Source organism: Advenella incenata (assembly GCF_004217095.1).
Classification (GTDB): domain Bacteria; phylum Pseudomonadota; class Gammaproteobacteria; order Burkholderiales; family Burkholderiaceae_B; genus Advenella; species Advenella incenata.
In genome coordinates this window covers 43,309-56,836 of sequence record NZ_SHKO01000004.1, presented here as the reverse complement: position 1 = coordinate 56,836, position 13,528 = coordinate 43,309, and the positions used below count along the sequence as shown (strand labels likewise).

The 13,528-nt window shown below is 55.6% G+C and carries 14 protein-coding genes; 9 read left to right on the top strand and 5 right to left on the bottom strand.

Annotated features, from left to right (window positions below):
• Positions 1-80 precede the first annotated feature (80 nt).
• The 3 genes from EV681_RS19215 to clpS are packed head-to-tail and all read right to left on the bottom strand — an operon-like array spanning position 81 to position 4,013.
• The gene (locus tag EV681_RS19215; RefSeq protein ID WP_128396827.1) at positions 81-1,358 is read right to left on the bottom strand and encodes a paraquat-inducible protein A; all 1,278 of its coding nucleotides are present in this window, start codon (positions 1,356-1,358) and stop codon (positions 81-83) included.
• Between the two features lie 2 nt (positions 1,359-1,360).
• Positions 1,361-3,661: an ATP-dependent Clp protease ATP-binding subunit ClpA gene (gene clpA, locus EV681_RS19210; RefSeq protein WP_130304886.1), complete on the bottom strand. Its 2,301-nt coding sequence runs from the start codon at positions 3,659-3,661 to the stop codon at positions 1,361-1,363.
• Between the two features lie 43 nt (positions 3,662-3,704).
• Positions 3,705-4,013 (bottom strand): ATP-dependent Clp protease adapter ClpS, encoded by a 309-nt coding sequence (gene clpS / locus EV681_RS19205; protein ID WP_014751119.1) that lies wholly within the window; start codon positions 4,011-4,013, stop codon positions 3,705-3,707.
• A 238-nt stretch (positions 4,014-4,251) separates the two neighbouring features.
• On the opposite strand from clpS, the gene EV681_RS19200 reads away from it, so the two are divergent.
• The 3 genes from EV681_RS19200 to EV681_RS19190 are packed head-to-tail and all read left to right on the top strand — an operon-like array spanning position 4,252 to position 5,430.
• Positions 4,252-4,500, top strand: a complete 249-nt coding sequence (locus EV681_RS19200; RefSeq protein WP_014751120.1) for a cold-shock protein — start codon at positions 4,252-4,254, stop codon at positions 4,498-4,500.
• A gap of 48 nt (positions 4,501-4,548) precedes the next feature.
• Entirely contained in the window at positions 4,549-5,064 is a 516-nt protein-coding gene (locus tag EV681_RS19195) for a DUF192 domain-containing protein (RefSeq protein ID WP_165393144.1), read from the top strand.
• Positions 5,065-5,073: 9 nt separating this feature from the next.
• Complete coding sequence (locus EV681_RS19190) at positions 5,074-5,430, top strand: hypothetical protein (protein ID WP_130304885.1); 357 nt, start codon at positions 5,074-5,076, stop codon at positions 5,428-5,430.
• A gap of 90 nt (positions 5,431-5,520) precedes the next feature.
• Here the strand turns inward: EV681_RS19190 and EV681_RS19185 are convergent, their stop codons facing one another.
• Together EV681_RS19185 and xseA are read right to left on the bottom strand one after the other, a co-directional pair.
• Positions 5,521-6,096, bottom strand: a complete 576-nt coding sequence (locus EV681_RS19185) for a superoxide dismutase (RefSeq protein ID WP_128396823.1) — start codon at positions 6,094-6,096, stop codon at positions 5,521-5,523.
• Between the two features lie 50 nt (positions 6,097-6,146).
• Complete coding sequence (gene xseA / locus EV681_RS19180) at positions 6,147-7,454, bottom strand: exodeoxyribonuclease VII large subunit (RefSeq protein WP_165393157.1); 1,308 nt, start codon at positions 7,452-7,454, stop codon at positions 6,147-6,149.
• A 584-nt stretch (positions 7,455-8,038) separates the two neighbouring features.
• Between xseA and lpxK the strand changes: the two genes are divergently transcribed.
• From lpxK to murJ, 6 genes are all read left to right on the top strand, one after another.
• Positions 8,039-9,112, top strand: a complete 1,074-nt coding sequence (lpxK, locus tag EV681_RS19175) for a tetraacyldisaccharide 4'-kinase (RefSeq protein ID WP_128396822.1) — start codon at positions 8,039-8,041, stop codon at positions 9,110-9,112.
• A 29-nt stretch (positions 9,113-9,141) separates the two neighbouring features.
• Positions 9,142-9,441, top strand: coding sequence for a Trm112 family protein (locus EV681_RS22800; protein ID WP_130304883.1), 300 nt, complete (start codon positions 9,142-9,144; stop codon positions 9,439-9,441).
• A gap of 1 nt (position 9,442) precedes the next feature.
• Entirely contained in the window at positions 9,443-10,231 is a 789-nt protein-coding gene (kdsB, locus tag EV681_RS19165; protein ID WP_128396820.1) for a 3-deoxy-manno-octulosonate cytidylyltransferase, read from the top strand.
• Between the two features lie 65 nt (positions 10,232-10,296).
• Positions 10,297-10,956: an adenylate kinase gene (adk, locus tag EV681_RS19160; protein WP_128396819.1), complete on the top strand. Its 660-nt coding sequence runs from the start codon at positions 10,297-10,299 to the stop codon at positions 10,954-10,956.
• A 17-nt stretch (positions 10,957-10,973) separates the two neighbouring features.
• Positions 10,974-11,732, top strand: coding sequence for a 3-hydroxyacyl-CoA dehydrogenase (locus EV681_RS19155; protein WP_128396818.1), 759 nt, complete (start codon positions 10,974-10,976; stop codon positions 11,730-11,732).
• 82 nt (positions 11,733-11,814) lie between these two features.
• Complete coding sequence (gene murJ, locus EV681_RS19150; protein ID WP_130304882.1) at positions 11,815-13,428, top strand: murein biosynthesis integral membrane protein MurJ; 1,614 nt, start codon at positions 11,815-11,817, stop codon at positions 13,426-13,428.
• Positions 13,429-13,528 lie beyond the last annotated feature (100 nt).

The window sequence follows — 13,528 nt, the reverse complement described above, 5'->3', positions numbered from 1 at the left end:
CTGCCGACAACTGGTTCAGTAAACTATGCATTCTATAGAATAAACGAGGATCCGTTTCTGTTTGTTCGCCAATAAAACCACTAAGAAAAAGTGGGCGCAGTGGCTGCTGGCTGATAGTCGGGCTGCTCGATATCATCATCGACCTGATCCCAGCCCTTGCGGATGTCGAAATTCATGGTCGCTAACATCGTAACGACCACAACCATACCAAAGGCAGCAGCGCCGACATCGGGCCTGACCGACATCAGAGAACCGAAATTGACCAGTGACGTCAGCAGAATGACCACGAAGACATCCAGCATGGACCATTGGCCGATCAGTTCGACTGTCTGATACATGCGCGTGTACCGCATCATCGTATCACGACGGCCCTGCGCCGGACGACCGATCAAAATACCCAGAATGACAATTTTTGTCAGCGGCACCACAAAACTGGCGATAAAGACAATCAGCGCCAGGTCCCAGGACCCCAGATTCCACAATTCCAGAATACCGCCCAGAATGGTATGCGAAGCGGTGCCACCCAGCACCGTGGTGTTGATCATGACGGGATAGAGATTGGCCGGAAAGTACAGAATAATGGCGGTAAGCAAAATAGCCAGCGTACGCGTCCTGTGTCCCGGCTTGCGAAAGTGCACATGATTATGGCAGCGCTGACACTGCGCCTCTGGTTCCGTGCTCATGGTGATCTGGCCACATATCTCGCAGTCCAGTGGCAACTGCTGCGGGTCGATCGTCACCGGTATGTTCTTTACGGCGCCATCCTGTTCGGCCAGCAGCCAGACCCGTTCAGAATTGAGCTTGCTCAGCCCGGTAAGCAGAAATGTGAGTGCGGCATAAGCCCACAAGCCGGCCCCAGGCGTGAGCGAGGCCATGTCGGCCAGTTTCACAATGGCCACCAGTGCGCCAAGCATAAATACCGGCACCATCGCCCACGGCCGTACCCAATGCAGCCAGCGGCTTAACTGATTGAGCCCCGGCGCGCGCTGCCCCTTGCGCGAAAACGCCAGAAGCCAGGCCAGGATCAGGGCATCCAGCAACGGCATTAGAAAGCCGGTGGCAAAGCACATGATGGCTACACTGGGATAGCCGGCGCGCCAGGTCGCCGCGACCGCTTCCAGGAAAGTGGAGCTGCTTTTGAGTCCGACTGCCGTGATGGTGCCCACCGGCATAAAGCTGGCAATAATAAACGCGATCAGCGAGGTCAGGACAATCGCCAGCCAGGCCGAACTGTTGAGCACGCCCTGCGACCACAAGACAGTGCCGCAACGAACGCAAGAAGCGCGCTGGCCCGAGACCAGCGCGCTTCGTTCATGCAGTTGCCCGCAATGATGGCAGGCGATGTAATTGCCCGTCATGCTCAGGAAACCAGCGCTTCTTCCTCAGAATCCTTTTTTTCCTTCGGATCGGAATCATTGAAAGTGAGTGTGACTTCGTCCTTGTCATCGATATCGACATAGACCGATCCACCGTTTGCCAGACGGCCAAACAGTAGCTCGTCGGCCAGGGCGCGGCGAATCACATCCTGGATCAGCCGTTGCATGGGGCGGGCCCCCATCAGCGGGTCAAAGCCTTTTTTGGCCAGATGCTGACGCAGACTATCGGTAAAGGTCGCCTCTACCCGTTTGGCCTGCAACTGGTGCTCAAGCTCGATCAGGAATTTGTCGACTACGCGCATGATAATGTCTTCGGACAACGAAGCAAACGGAATGATGGCATCCAGCCGATTACGAAACTCGGGCGAGAACATGCGTTTGATTTCGGCCATTTCATCGCCGCTCTGGCGGCTGTCAGCAAAACCGATGGAACGACGGTTGAGCAACTCAGCCCCGGCATTGGTGGTCATGATGACAACGACGTTGCGAAAATCCGACTTGCGACCGTTGTTATCGGTAAGTACGCCGTGATCCATGACCTGCAGCAGGATATTGAAAATATCCGGATGGGCCTTTTCAATCTCGTCCAGCAGCAACACGCTGTGCGGCTGCTTGTTGACCGCCTCGGTCAGCAAGCCACCCTGGTCAAAACCAACATAGCCCGGAGGCGCACCGATCAGGCGCGATACCGCGTGGCGCTCCATATATTCGGACATATCGAAGCGAATCAGCTCGACGCCCAGAATAAAGGCCAGTTGTTTGGCAACCTCGGTCTTGCCCACCCCGGTAGGACCGGAAAACAGGAATGAGCCGATAGGTTTGTCAGGTTTGCCCAGACCTGAGCGCGACATCTTGATCGCAGAGGCCAGTGCCGTAATGGCGGCCTCCTGGCCAAAAACCACTGTTTTCAGATCGCGATCCAGCGTCGCCAGCTTGTTGCGATCGTCTGTGCTGACCGATTGCGGCGGAATTCGTGCCATTTTGGACACGACGTTTTCAATTTCGGCCTTGCCAATGACCTTTTTCTGCCGTGACTTGGGCAGCAACCGCTGGGCGGCGCCGCTCTCGTCCAATACATCTATGGCTTTGTCAGGCAAATGTCGGTCATTGATATGTTTGGCCGACAGCTCGGCTGCCGCAGTAATGGCGGCCGCCGAATAGCGTACGTGGTGGTGCTCTTCGAATTTGGACTTGAGCCCGCGCAAAATGAGGATCGTCTGCTCAACCGTCGGCTCGCTGACGTCGATTTTCTGGAAACGACGTGACAGCGCGTGATCTTTTTCGAAAATACCGCGATATTCCTTGTAGGTGGTCGCCCCCATGCAACGCAGCGCGCCCGAGGACAACGCCGGTTTAAGCAGATTGGAGGCGTCCATGGTGCCGCCTGAGGCAGAGCCGGCGCCAATCAGCGTGTGAATTTCGTCGATAAACAACACCGCATCAGGCTGGCTGGCCAGCTGTTTGAGCACGGCCTTCAGACGCTGTTCGAAGTCGCCTCGATACTTGGTACCGGCCAGCAATGAACCCATGTCCAATGCATAGACGCGGGCCTTGGACAGAATATCGGGCACATTGCCTGTGGAGATACGTAGCGCAAGACCTTCGGCGATCGCGGTTTTGCCCACGCCGGCCTCACCGACCAGCAAGGGGTTATTCTTGCGGCGCCGGCACAGGATTTGCACCACGCGCTCAATTTCACTGTCCCGCCCGATCAGCGGATCAATTTTGCCGGCCTTGGCCAGCGCATTCAAATCAGAAGCATACAGCGCAAGCGGCGACTTGTTCTCTTCGGGCTCGCCGGCCTGCGGCTCGGCAGGCGCAGCACTTTCGTCTGGCGACGGCGCCGCAGACTTGGTGATGCCGTGGGAAATATAGTTGACCACATCCAGGCGTGTCACGTTCTGCTCTTGCAGATAGAACACGGCATGTGAATCTTTTTCACTGAAAATGGCGACCAGCACATTGGCGCCGGTGGCCGGGCTTTTCGCATTGCCATTGGAGGAGACATGCATGATGGCCCGCTGGATGACACGCTGAAAGCCCAGGGTTGGCTGCGTGTCTACTTCATCGGAGCCGCCTACGATAGGCGTATTGGCGTCGATAAAAGCGCGCAGTTTGCTGCGCAGCTGTTCAATATCGGCCTCGCACGCGGTCAACACCTCCCTGGCAGCCGCATTATCCAGCAATACCAGCAACAGGTGTTCGACGGTAATAAATTCGTGGCGTGCCGAACGCGCATCCACAAATGCCATATGAAGTGTCACTTCGAGTTCTTGAGAAATCACAATTTCCTCCGTCTAAACATCTGCCCTGGAAATGCCAGGACCATTACAAATCCACGGGTTCCATCACGCACTGCAATGGGTGCTGATGGGAACGCGCGTACTGCGCAACCGTTGCCACCTTGGTGGCGGCAATATCTCTGGTATAGACGCCACACACTCCCTTACCATCATGATGTACTTTTAACATGATCACCGTGGCTTCTTCTTCGGTTTTCGAAAAAATCTTTTGTAAAACCGAAACCACGAAGTCCATCGGGGTGTAATCGTCGTTTAGCAGTAACACCTGATACATGGGTGGGGGCGCCAATTTTGCCTTTTGCGCTTCAGTGACAATGCCTGACTGCTGAGCCATACCAAACCTGCTTAAGAAAGTCTTTATATTGATACTTTATACGATATTTCAAGTGGTGTTGTTTATGAACCCCAGAATTATCGGTAATTTCCACTATTGACTCACATAATTTTAATCCGCATCATTTATTTATACTGAAAAATAGTATCCACAAAGCTGTTTCAGTATCTTTTCGGTAGATGGCGCGTCACCGGTCATTTGCCATGGGTTGGTAAAATCTTGAGCAGAGGCTGTAAGAATGTCAGAAACAACAGAAACATCAGTCCCGGAAGAAGGCGGCAACAAACAGACCGGGACCGTCAAATGGTTTAACGATGCCAAAGGGTTCGGTTTCATTACACCCGATGGCGGTGGCGAAGACCTTTTTGCCCACTTTTCCTCCATACAGATGAATGGGTTCAAAACACTCAAAGAAGGTCAACGCGTTACTTTCGAGATTGCACAAGGCCCAAAAGGGCAACAGGCACTTAATATAATGGCAGCATAGCCTGTATAATTACAGACTATGTCCATATCCCTGCCCGCATCAAGGTTCTTGCGGTTAGCGCTTATTGCGGGCTGCACCATCCTGGCAGGCCTATTGCTGGCCCCACGGATTGCTGTAGCCCGCGTTTCCGTTTCCGGCGCTTCTGTTCCCGATATTTCCGCCGCAAACGTCTCTTTGCAGATCAACAACAACAAGATCACGGCTGAAGTGGCCGACACCGAGCCACTGCGCGCCCAAGGGTTGATGCACCGCAAGACGCTGGCACGTGACCACGGAATGCTTTTTGTGTTTGCCGACGACCAGCCCCGCTGTTTCTGGATGAAAAACACCCTGATCCCCCTTTCCATTGCCTTCATGGACAGCCACGGCACCATTGTCGCCCTCGATGAAATGCAGCCGCTTAGCGAGGCGCCTCACTGCTCCGGCGCAAACGCCCGCTACGCACTGGAAATGAATCGGGACTGGTTTGGTAGCCATCGCATCCGCGTCGGTGATAATATCAAGGCTGTCATACCGGACACCCTGCCCGCTGCAAAAGATGGCGTGCCGGCAACACTACAGTAAAGGTTATATATGAAAGGAATCAGGATCGCCCTGCTGGGAGGCTGCATAAGCTTGCTGGCTGGATGCTCAGGTATTACCCTGCCCGAATATCAAAGACCGGCCATTGAACGAAACTCCGACGTTCAGCCCAAACAACTGGCCAACTGCATCATCAATGGCTGGAAAGGCCCCTATCCTGCCGCCAATTTGACTGAGTCCGATGCCGACTATTATTTTGGTGGCATTCCAGGACCGGATGCGCCCAAAGCAAAAATCAGCGTCACGCCACGCTCTCTTGATGCCAATGCCGGGTCGCGTGTGACCTTGCGGGTGGCGCAAGGCACGCCGGCAGATATCGTGACGATTGTCGAGCAGTGTATGCGCTGATGCGCAATGCGCCGCAGTCAAAAAGAAACCGCCAGGCATGAACTGCACTGGCGGTTTTTTCATGCAAGGACCAATCCCTGCCTGGCGTTATCAACCCAGATTTTTGCTGGCAAAATCCCAGTTGGCCAGTTTCCAGAAAGACTCCAGATATTTGGGGCGCGCGTTACGATAGTCAATATAGTAAGCGTGCTCCCAGACGTCACAGGTTAGCAGTGGAACGTCGTCTGTCGTCAGCGGTGTTTTGGCATTGCTGGTATTGACGATATCGAGTGAACCGTCCGTTTTTTTCACCAGCCAGGTCCAGCCTGAACCAAAGTTACCTGCCGCTGCTTTGTTGAACTCTTCCTTGAATTTGTCAACACTGCCCCATTTTTTGTTGATGCCCTCAAGTACGGCACCCGCCGGTTCACTGCCACCGGGAGTCAGGCTGTTCCAGTAGAAAGTGTGGTTCCAGATCTGCGCTGCCTGATTGAACATGACGCCATCGGATTTTTTTACGATCTCTTCCAGGCTGGCATTTTCAAATTCTGTACCAGGGATCAGTTCGTTCAGCTTGTCAACGTAGGCCTTATGGTGTTTGCCATAGTGGTATTCGAGCGTTTCTTTAGAAATTGTGGGAGCAAGTGCATCCATTTCAAAGGGAAGTGGAGGTAAGCTGTGTGCCATGTAGATCTCCTTGTCAAAGTGAAAAAGGTTCTCTGATGATACCTTAAATTCTAGCTGCGATTGGGAATGACCCTGACTTGCTGCGTACCTTTCTCCAGTTCCACCTTCAGGGTCTGTCCATCATGCAGTGCGCCGGGGTCACGCTGCACGTGCCCTGCTTCATCATAGACGATGGCGTAACCGCGTCCCAGCACGGCACGCGGATTGATGGTTTCAAATTGTGTTTGCGCACGCTCGAAACGGCGCTGGGTTTGGCTGATGACGCGGTCTGTCGCGCGATCCAGGCGCGCCAGCAGGGTTGCAACCCGGTTGCGCGCGTGCGTTACCTGGGGCGCAGTGTGTTCCAGCGCCTGGGTCAGCAGGGCAACCCGATTCCTTTTATGAGTCAAGCCGGTTCGCAAACCGCCATCCAGCTGCCTGACCGCATGCACGACTCGCACCCGATCGGCACGGATCTTCTGCGCCGGCGACACCAGCCGCCCCGTCAGGCGATCCAGCCGCAAACTGTAATGTTCCAGCATACGCTGCTGGTGCCGCGACAGCCTGCCCGTCAAGCCGGCAATATCATTCAGAATATCCTGCCGGGGCCGGCAAACCAACTCTGCGGCAGCCGTGGGGGTGGGCGCGCGCAGGTCTGCGACAAAGTCGGCGATCGTAAAGTCTGTTTCGTGCCCTACACCCGACACCACCGGAATCCGGCTGGCCGCAATCAGTCGCGCCAGCGATTCATCGTTGAAACTCCAAAGATCTTCCATACTGCCGCCGCCACGAACCAGCAGCAAGACGTCTACTTCATTGCGCATCTGGGCCTGCGCCAGGGCGCTCATGATTTCGGTGGCGGCATCCCTGCCCTGTACCGTGGTCGGGTAGATCACGATACTCACATGCGGCGCCCGGCGCGTGAGCGCGCTGAGCACATCCTGCAAGGCGGCAGCCCCCAGCGAGGTGATGACGCCAACGCGACGGGCAAATGCCGGCAATGGACGTTTGCGAGACGCATCCAGCAGGCCTTCTTCCTGAAGGCGGGCGCGAATGGCCAGAAATTGTTCATACAGATTGCCCTGACCCGCCCGACGTAGCGACTCCACCTGCAACTGGTAGTCGCCGCGAGGTTCATACAACGAGACGCGGGCACGTACGTCGATCCGATCTCCCGAAGCAGGCACAAAATCAAGCTGTGCGGTCTTGCCGCGAAACATGACGGCACGCACCGACGCGCGATCGTCTTTGAGAGTGAAATACCAATGGCCGGACGAGGCGCGGACAAAATTGGAGATTTCGCCCGTAACCCACAGCGTGGGCACGCCCTCTTCAAGCAGCCGGCCAACGCGCCGGTTCAGTTGCGCGACCGATAACATTTTTTCGCTTGACAAGGCGTCGTAATTTTCCTGATTTTCCAAAATTCCAATTCCAAACTGTCCACAAAAATTAAAAATCAAGAGCCTGGGCTTTTTTTCGGCGCATTACAATGGCTTCCTGATTTGATTTGTGAGAAATATCTTTTAACCTATTGAATTTAAACAAAATTAAATATTTCAATTAAATTGCACAATGATTAAGCAAACAAGCCCCGCACTTGTGTAGATACGCCATTACAGCATCTTATTCACAGAATTATCCACAGAAAATGTGAGTAGTTACATTTGCCAATTTTGACACCATCGCCAACTGCCTATTTTGTGCATTGCATGATCTGGCCGTTCCTGTCAAGACCGGCGATTTGTGCAATCGACCATCGGCGCAAACGCCGACTCGCTCAAAAAGCCCGGTCTGGTTTTGATGCGATAATGTTCATGATATCCTGCCTCATTGATGACAATGGGCCGTAATCGGTCCGAATCACCATCGTTGCATTACGAACTCGCCAAGCCCTTTTCCGGCACTAGAAAACAAGTACACTGGCCGTTGCCGATTTTACCGGACGCCAGTCTCAAACTCGACCATGGTACTGAAAAAAAAATCTTCCCTGACCGACACTGTGCTGCACCAATGGCAAAATGGCGGGCCGCTATCGAACATGCTGCTACCGCTGTCATGGGTCACGCGCCTGGCCGTTGCCGTCCGGACAGGCCTGTACAGGCACGGCTTGAAAAAACCGAATCGCCTGCCGGTCCCGGTGATCGTAGTAGGCAATATTTTCGTTGGCGGCACCGGCAAAACGCCATTTGTTCTGAGCCTGATCGCTGCGTTGCGACAACGCGGCTGGCAGCCTGGCGTAGTCAGCCGCGGCTACGGCATCAACCCCGGTCCCGAGCCTCGCCATGGGCACGGCGCCCAGGTCGATGCGGCCTACCTGGGCGATGAACCCGCCATGCTTGCACGCGTCGCGCCCGTCGCGATACACCCGGACCGGACGCGGGCGGCGCGTTGCCTGCTGCAACAGTATCCGGATACCACGGTGATCATCGCCGACGATGGCCTCCAGCACCTGGCCCTCGGGCGCGACATCGAGATTGCGGTGCAGGATAGCCGCGGCATCGGCAATGGTCGCCTGCTGCCTGCGGGACCCCTGCGCGAACCGGCCACAAGACTGGCATCGGTCGATTATTTGGTCATTAATGTCCCTGCGGACGAACCCGTTGCAATGCTACAAGACAAAGCCGACCGTAGCGGGCAGCACAAGCCGCGACAGGTGACCATGCAATTGCACCCGACTCGTATGGTTCATTTGCGCTCCGGCTACAGCATGTCGCCAGCGCAATGGGCGACGGCACACCAGGGACAGCGCATTGCTGCCATTGCCGGCATCGGTCATCCGCCACGATTTTTCAGGACGCTGGCGCATGCTGGTATTGTCGTGGATCAGACCATTGCCTTTCCCGATCACCACGCCTATTCAGAGACCGAGATTTATGCCATTGATGCCGACGTTGTTCTGATGACGGCCAAGGACGCAGCCAAATGCGGGGCCATGCAGGACGAGCGCCTGTGGAGCATGGAGGTTGCCCCGCGGTTTTCCGATGCAGTTTTTTTTGACCGAATCACGGAACAACTCAAATCATTACCGGTATACTGACCCATTCAACCGATTACATCACACTTACTATGGACACGCATTTTCTCAAGCTCCTCGTCTGCCCGCTATGCAACAGCCCCCTGCGTCATGACCAGAGTGAGCAGGAACTGATCTGTCAGTACGACCAACTGGCCTACCCTATCAGAAACGGCATACCCACTATGCTTAAGGAAGAAGCGCGCGCGCTCAGCCAGAATCACGGCGCATCGGCAGCAACGGCTCGTCCCCAGGACCCGAACGAGTCTGCCGCAGAACCGACGCAAAAGCAGACTGACAGCAAGACAACCGGGTCCCCATCGGGATCCGCCACGCCCGGCACCACACACTAAGATGACGGGCTTTATCGTTATCGTGCCGGCGCGCGCCGCCTCTACCCGGCTGCCCGGCAAAATGCTGGCCGATATCGGCGGTCTTCCCATGGTCGTGCGCACCGCCCAGCAGGCAGCGCGCTCTGCGGCCAGTCAGGTTTATATCGCCACAGATGACCAGCACATTGCCGACGTTGTACGCCACCATGGCTATACGCCTTTGCTCACCCGTGCAGACCATCCGTCGGGCACCGACAGGCTGGCCGAAGTGGTTGCTCAGTTGGCACTGCCGGATGACCAGGTCATCGTTAACGTTCAGGGCGATGAGCCTATGATCGAACCGGATATCATCAATTTGACGGCAGCAGATCTGCTGGCCCACAGCGCTGCAGCCATATCAACCTGCGCCTATCCGCTGGCTGATCGGCAAGACTTTTTCAATCCGAATATTGTCAAGGTCGTTTGCTCGTCTGACCAATACGCGCTGTATTTTTCCCGTGCGCCCATTCCGTGGGCGCGCAACCATTTTGCTGCCGATAACACCGATTCCGGGACCGAACCATCCGCACTGCCTACAGGTTTTCCCGCATTGCATCATATTGGGTTATACGCTTATCGTAGCGGGTTCCTGAAAATTTTTCCGTCCCTCACTCAGGGAGCGCTGGAAACCTTCGAGTCACTCGAACAGCTCCGGGCACTGGAGCACGGCTTCCGCATTCACGTGCTGGTAACGGCCAACGCCCCCATGCCAGGCATTGATACTCAGGAAGATCTTGAACGAGTTCGCGGTTTTTACCGCAACTCGGTTTAATTTTGCAATGCATCATATAAAATAGCATTCCGTTAGTAACACATAACAACATTCAGGAGGGATCCATGCGTCTCATTTTGTTAGGGCCACCAGGCGCAGGCAAAGGCACTCAGGCAACTTTTATCACCCGGAAATACGGTATTCCGCAAATTTCCACGGGCGACATGTTGCGTGCAGCGGTCAAAGCCCAAACTCCTGTCGGCCTGGAAGCGAAACAAGTGATGGATAATGGCGGACTGGTGTCCGACGACATTATTATCCGGCTGGTCAAAGACCGCCTGCTTGAAGATGACTGCAAAAAGGGTTACCTGTTTGATGGTTTTCCACGCACCATTCCACAAGCAGATGCTTTGAAAAATGCCGATATCGGCCTGGATTACGTCATTGAAATCGATGTTCCCGAAGAGGATATCATTGAGCGCATGAGCGGGCGTCGTGTACACCCTGCCAGCGGACGTACCTATCATCTGCGGTTCAACCCGCCCAAAGTGCAAGGCAAGGACGACCTGACCGGCGAAACACTGGTGCAGCGCGATGACGATCAGGAAGAAACCGTCAGAAAGCGCCTGGAAGTCTATCGCAATCAGACTCGGCCCCTGGTCAAGTACTATTCCGACTGGGCCGCACAGAATGACTCCAAGGCGCCGCAATACGTCCATATTTCAGGCGTCGGCAAGGTAGAGGAAATTACCCACCGTATCGAACAAGCGTTAAGCCAATCCTAACGTCGCGAGGAAAGTAAATGGAAATCAGGGATAAAGTTTTTATCGTCACCGGTGGTGCATCGGGCCTTGGCGCCGGCACGGCAAGAATGCTGGTCGAACAGGGTGCACGAGTTATTATTGCCGATGTTCAGGATGAGCCGGGCCAGCAGCTTGCCAGCGAACTGAACCAGCAATATGTGCACTGTGACGTCACCCGTGAAGAAGACGCCAGCGCCGTCGTGAACGCCGCCACGGCTGCCGGAAAACTGGTTGGCCTGGTCAATTGCGCCGGCATCGCCCCTGCTTCGCGTACGGTTGGCAAAACCGGGGCGCACCCTCTTGATCTTTTCCAAAAAGTCATCTCCGTGAACCTGATTGGTTCATTCAATATGTTGCGTCTGGCCGCAAGCGCCATGAGCAACAACGAACCGGAATCCACAGGGGAACGCGGCGTCATCATCAACACAGCATCGGTGGCTGCCTACGAAGGGCAGATTGGCCAGGCTGCCTATTCGGCTTCAAAAGCCGGTGTCGTCGGCATGACATTGCCCGTTGCGCGCGATCTGGCCCGCTCCGGCATCCGCTGCAATACCATTGCTCCCGGCATTTTCGGCACGCCCATGATTTTTGGCATGCCCCAGGAAGTTCAGGATTCACTGGCGGCAAATATTCCCTTCCCCTCCCGCCTGGGCACACCACAGGATTACGCCAAACTGGTCTATAGCATCATCACCAACGAAATGATCAACGGCGAGACCATTCGGCTTGATGGCGCCATCCGGCTTGCGCCAAAATAATTTTTACTGTCATCCCAATCACAGGCACGTGAGTTCGCCAAAGGCGTAATATTCACGTGCCTTGTTTTTTTATGACAAATCCATGAGCCTTTTACGGTCTGCCGCCACCATCAGCGGCCTCACCCTGCTGTCGCGCATTTCGGGCCTGGCCCGCGATATCCTGGTTGCCCGAACCTTCGGCGCCAGCCCACTGACCGACGCGTTCTGGGTTGCATTCCGGATTCCCAACCTGTTGCGCCGCCTGTTCGCGGAAGGCGCTTTCTCGCAAGCGTTCGTGCCGATTCTTGGCGAAGCACGTAACCGACACGACCAGGACAAGGTCAAGGTGCTGCTGGATCACGTATTTATCGTACTGCTTTATGCGCTGATGCTGATCACCGTCCTGGGCATTATTGCTGCGCCGTGGGTTGTTACCGCGATGGCCACCGGGATGTCTCACGCATCCACTGATACCGCGTTTGAATCGGCTGTGTGGATGACCCGGGTGATGTTCCCATATATCCTGTGCATGTCACTGGTCGCCTTTGCCTCTGCGGTGCTCAACACCTGGAGCCGGTTTGCTATCCCGGCGTTCACGCCCATCCTGCTGAATCTGTCGATGATCCTGGCCTGCGTGCTGTTTACGGACATGTTTGCGACCCCCGTTTACGCCCTGGCCGTAGGTGTCATGCTTGGCGGTGTCGCCCAACTGATCATGCAATGGATAGCCCTGGCAAGACTGGGGCTGACACCCCGGGTTTCTTTGAATGTCAAAACCGCCTGGGCCGATCCGCTGGTGCGCAGGATCATCCGCCAGATGGGACCGGCGACATTGGGTGTGTCGGTCGCCCAGATCTCTATTCTGATCAACACCAACATTGCCACCTGGTTGCCCGCCGGCAGCGTCACCTGGCTATCGTTTGCCGACCGGCTGATGGAATTTCCTACAGCCCTGTTGGGGGTTGCGCTGGGGACAGTGCTATTGCCCAGCCTGTCGGCTGCACATAGCAAACAGGATACTCAGGCCTATAGCCATCTGCTCGATTGGGGCCTGAAACTGGTGCTGCTATTCGGATTGCCCGCCGCCCTGGGGCTGGCGCTGGCGTCGGACGCGCTGGTTGCCACCCTGTTCAATTACGGCGCCTTCAATGCCGCCGACGTACAGCAAACCCGCCTATCGGTCATGGCATACGCGGTCGGGCTGATCGGCATTCTGGCCGTCAAGATCCTGGCGCCTGGTTTCTACGCCAAACAGGACATTCGCACACCGGTGAAAATTGCCATTGGCGTACTTATTTTTACCCAAATCATGAATCTCATTTTTGTCCCGTTCATCCACCACGCCGGCCTGGCGCTGTCCATCGGACTGGGCGCAACAGTGAACGCATTGTGCCTGCTGGTCGGACTGCGCCGCAAGAACATTTACCAGCCTCGCGCCGGGTGGCTGGCGTTTTTCGCAAGACTGACGCCCGCCGTGGTTGCATTGGCCTTGTGGATTCTGTTTCTGCAGCAATATATGAGCTGGACCGCCCTGACTCCGGGCACCATCAACGCATGGATCAACGGTGAACTGGCGCAGCTCTTGCCCGCACATGTGGCCTTTACCCTGTCGCGCCTGCTGGCGTTAATGGTCCTGCTGGCCTCCTGCGGGCTGGTGTACTTTGCTGCGCTGTTCATGGCAGGGTTTCGGCCAGCCGATTTCACGCGGCGTCGCTGACACACCGAAGCCCGCGCCGACAACGGAATGCCGGATCTGGGGCCGCCCGGGCGGGATTGGTGTTGCCCTGAGCGCACAAATCTGTAAAAATACGGCGTAA

Excerpts from the sequence above, each read along its gene's own strand:
- EV681_RS19215 (WP_128396827.1), bottom strand. The coding sequence starts at position 1,358 with ATGACGGGCAATTACATCGCCTGCCATCATTGCGGGCAACTGCATGAA.
- clpS (WP_014751119.1), bottom strand. The coding sequence starts at position 4,013 with ATGGCTCAGCAGTCAGGCATTGTCACTGAAGCGCAAAAGGCAAAATTG.
- EV681_RS19200 (WP_014751120.1), top strand. The coding sequence starts at position 4,252 with ATGTCAGAAACAACAGAAACATCAGTCCCGGAAGAAGGCGGCAACAAA.
- EV681_RS19190 (WP_130304885.1), top strand. The coding sequence starts at position 5,074 with ATGAAAGGAATCAGGATCGCCCTGCTGGGAGGCTGCATAAGCTTGCTG.
- EV681_RS19185 (WP_128396823.1), bottom strand. The coding sequence starts at position 6,096 with ATGGCACACAGCTTACCTCCACTTCCCTTTGAAATGGATGCACTTGCT.
- xseA (WP_165393157.1), bottom strand. The coding sequence starts at position 7,454 with ATGTTATCGGTCGCGCAACTGAACCGGCGCGTTGGCCGGCTGCTTGAA.
- lpxK (WP_128396822.1), top strand. The coding sequence starts at position 8,039 with ATGGTACTGAAAAAAAAATCTTCCCTGACCGACACTGTGCTGCACCAA.
- EV681_RS22800 (WP_130304883.1), top strand. The coding sequence starts at position 9,142 with ATGGACACGCATTTTCTCAAGCTCCTCGTCTGCCCGCTATGCAACAGC.
- kdsB (WP_128396820.1), top strand. The coding sequence starts at position 9,443 with ATGACGGGCTTTATCGTTATCGTGCCGGCGCGCGCCGCCTCTACCCGG.
- adk (WP_128396819.1), top strand. The coding sequence starts at position 10,297 with ATGCGTCTCATTTTGTTAGGGCCACCAGGCGCAGGCAAAGGCACTCAG.
- EV681_RS19155 (WP_128396818.1), top strand. The coding sequence starts at position 10,974 with ATGGAAATCAGGGATAAAGTTTTTATCGTCACCGGTGGTGCATCGGGC.
- murJ (WP_130304882.1), top strand. The coding sequence starts at position 11,815 with ATGAGCCTTTTACGGTCTGCCGCCACCATCAGCGGCCTCACCCTGCTG.